The organism is Sphingomonas sp. CARO-RG-8B-R24-01, from assembly GCF_022662295.1.
Taxonomy (GTDB): domain Bacteria; phylum Pseudomonadota; class Alphaproteobacteria; order Sphingomonadales; family Sphingomonadaceae; genus Sphingomonas.
This window is the reverse complement of record NZ_JAKNQI010000020.1, coordinates 1-1226: the sequence shown is the minus strand read 5'-3', so window position 1 is coordinate 1226 and position 1226 is coordinate 1. Positions and strand designations below refer to the sequence as shown.

The window sequence follows — 1226 nt, the reverse complement described above, 5'->3', positions numbered from 1 at the left end:
CGGTGGGTTCAACGGGTGGTCGCAACGCATCATTCTCATGATGAGAAGGAGTGGTGCGATGAAGCAGCGTCGTCGGATATATTACTCGGCCGCTCAGCGGGCAGAGATCTGGGACAGGTGGCAGCGCGGCGAGTCGATGAGTTCGATTGGGCGCGGCTTCGAGCGGGAGAGCTCGTCGATCTTCTCGGTGCTCTCACCGTCGGGCGGGATCCGCCCACCCGATCGGAAGCGATCCGGTCGGGCGCTCAGCTTGGCCGACCGCGAAGAGATATCGCGAGGTCTGGTCGCGGGCCGTTCCCTGCGCGCCATTGCAGTCCAGCTCGACCGGGCACCGTCAACGATCAGCCGGGAGGTCGGGCGCAACGGTGGCGCTGATCGGTATCGTGCCACGCTGTCGGATCAGGCGGCATGGGATCGCGCGCTGCGTCCGAAGCGCTGCAAGCTCGCTTGCCACCCGGGCTTGCGACGAACAGTATCGCGCAAGCTGCGCCGCAAATGGTCGCCAGAGCAGATTGCGGGCTGGCTCAAGCATAGCTTTCCGGACGAAGACCAGCATCGCGTGTCACACGAGACGATCTACAAGAGCCTTTATATTCAGACGCGTGGCGTCCTCAAGAAAGAGCTGCTCGAGCATCTGCGGGCGAAGCGCACGATCCGGCGCTCGCGCCATGCCAGCTTGAAGCGCGACGGGCTCGGCCAGATCAAGGACGCGGTCTCGATCAGCGAACGACCCGCATCGGTGGAGGACCGCGCCGTGCCCGGGCACTGGGAGGGCGATCTCATCTCGGGCGCACGCGGCAGCCACGTCGTGACGCTGGTCGAGCGCCAGTCGCGCTATGTGATCCTGGCCAAGGTCCCGAACAAGGAGACAGCCAGCGTCGTCTCCGCCCTGATCAAGCAGGCGCGCAAACTGCCGCACGAACTCTATCAGTCGCTGACGTGGGATCGTGGCAAGGAGCTTGCTGACCATCGGCGCTTCACTCTCGCGACCGACGTCGCTGTCTACTTCTGCGATCCACAGAGCCCATGGCAGCGGGGCACCAACGAGAACACCAACCGTCTACTGCGCCAATATCTGCACCACGGCGTCGATCTGTCGACCTTCAGCCAAGCCCAACTCAGCGCGATCGCCCGACAGCTCAACGAGCGGCCGAGAAAAACCTTGATGTACCAAACGCCAGCTGAGAAGTTCGCACAGAGCGTTGCGTCGATCGGTTGAACCCACC

1 protein-coding gene is annotated in these 1226 nt (G+C 63.6%); it reads left to right on the top strand.

The annotated features are described in order from the left end of the window. Window positions 1-58: 58 nt before the first annotated feature. The gene (locus L8G49_RS20915; protein WP_242187959.1) at window positions 59-1219 is read left to right on the top strand and encodes an IS30 family transposase; all 1161 of its coding nucleotides are present in this window, start codon (window positions 59-61) and stop codon (window positions 1217-1219) included. The last annotated feature ends 7 nt before the right edge of the window (window positions 1220-1226 follow it).

What these genes read in the sequence shown, in the direction of transcription:
- L8G49_RS20915 (WP_242187959.1), top strand. Translation starts at nt 59, where the DNA reads ATGAAGCAGCGTCGTCGGATATATTACTCGGCCGCTCAGCGGGCAGAG.